The following is a 1,677-nucleotide window of genomic DNA, read 5'->3' as shown; positions in this document are numbered from 1 at the left end:
GGCCCAGAGTGTGTAAAAACACTATGGGTGCAGAGATTTGGGTAATTGGCAGTTTTTCGCTGCACTGTAGGTCTCTAGAGGCCTCGATCAAGCCAAATCAGTGTTGTTGGTATTGATCGGGACTTGCCCAGTGAGTGCCTGCTAGATGCAGTAATCGCTGCGTTAAAAAGGCCTCAGGCCTTCATTGCCGCCTTCAAGCCATCACTGCCCAACAGCCGTAGCACCCGTTTGAAGTTGTAGGCGAGTATATGCAGACTCATCTCGGTGCTCACCCGGTCGAGGGTTTTGGTAAGGAAGTGCGTGGCCCCCATCCAGGACTTCAGTGTGCCGAAGGGATGCTCCACTGTTTGGCGGCGGATTCGCATCATTTCTGGTGCTTGATCAAGGCGATGCTGCATTGCCTCAAGTACCGACTCATGCTCCCAGCGGCTAACTCGCCGCTCAGAGCTGGGCGTGCAGCGCTCCTTCAGCGCGCAATTCTGACAGTGCGAGCTCCAGTAACGATGCAGCTTCAGCCCTTTCTCAACACTTGAGAATCGCCAGATCAAGCTTTGCCCAGCTGGGCATCGATATTCGTTCGTTGAGGCGTCATAGATGAAATCATCTTTGCCGAAGCGGCCAGCCGCTTTCGCTCCCGAGGTCAGTGTCTTGGGCACGAAAACGGTAATTCCAGCCTCATGGCACGCCAGGATTTCTTCGCCTTTGAAATACCCTCTGTCAGCGACTGCCGACAGTTCTTCGACACCCATGGCCACTCGTGCGTGCTTGGCCATCGAGCTCAGTTGGTCTCGATCAACGCCATCATTCGTTACCTCGTGCGCCACGATCAGGTGGTGCTTCGCATCAACTGCAGTCTGGACGTTGTAGCCGACCACCCCTGTTCCTCGTGTCTTCATCGAGCGAGCATCAGGATCGGTTAGCGAGATCTGTTTATCCGGCGTTTCGTTTAGCTGTACCTCGACTTCCTTGAGCTCCTGCATCTTGGCTTTCAAGACCTCGATCTTGTCATGGAGGCGTTCGGCTTTGGCCTGGGCAACGGAAGGCTCCTGACGATCTGCGGTATCAAGTGCGGTCAGGTAGCGATTGATACTGGACTCAATTTCCTCCATTCGCCGTCGAAGCTTGGCACTGGTGAAATTCCGATCCCGATTGTTGACCGCCTTGAACTTGCTGCCATCGATGGCAACAAGCGCTTCCGAGAACAATCCCAGTTGCTGGCACAGCACCACAAATTGACGGCAGACCCCGCGGATGGCCTTGCCATTGTCTTTGCGAAAATTGGCGATGGTTTTGAAGTCCGGCATCAAGCGACCAGTCAGCCACATCAATTCGATGTTGCGCTGGGCTTCTCGCTCCAGGCGCCGGCTTGATTGAATGCGGTTGAGGTAGCCGTATATGTAGATCTTCAGCAGGATCGCGGGATGGTATGCAGGTCGCCCCGTATTGGCGGGAGTGACGCCTTCAAAACCCAGCTTACCCATGTCAAGTTCGTCGACAAAGACGTCGACTACGCGCACCGGATTGGTATCGCTGACGTAGTCGTCGAGGCTTTCGGGAAGTAAGGTGCCTTGGCCTCGATGTTCACCTTGGATAAAGCGCTTCATGGGCGATCCCTGCGATGAATTCCTCAGAAATCATAGCAAGGGTTCGCGAAGGTGTTTTTACACACTCTGGGCC

The 1,677-nt window shown here is 54.5% G+C and carries 1 protein-coding gene; it reads right to left on the bottom strand.

Going from position 1 to position 1,677, the window contains the following annotated elements:
- Positions 1–173: 173 nt before the first annotated feature.
- On the bottom strand, positions 174–1,604 hold the full coding sequence (locus PMI22_RS03300) for an IS1182 family transposase (protein WP_007948727.1): 1,431 nt from the start codon (positions 1,602–1,604) through the stop codon (positions 174–176).
- Between the last annotated feature and the right edge of the window lie 73 nt (positions 1,605–1,677).

The sequence above is a fragment of the Pseudomonas sp. GM21 genome (genome assembly GCF_000282215.1).
Classification (GTDB): domain Bacteria; phylum Pseudomonadota; class Gammaproteobacteria; order Pseudomonadales; family Pseudomonadaceae; genus Aquipseudomonas.
Note: the sequence above shows the minus strand (reverse complement) of the source record. Positions and strands in the feature narration are given on the sequence as shown.

What these genes read in the sequence shown, in the direction of transcription:
- PMI22_RS03300 (WP_007948727.1), bottom strand. Translation starts at nt 1,604, where the DNA reads ATGAAGCGCTTTATCCAAGGTGAACATCGAGGCCAAGGCACCTTACTT.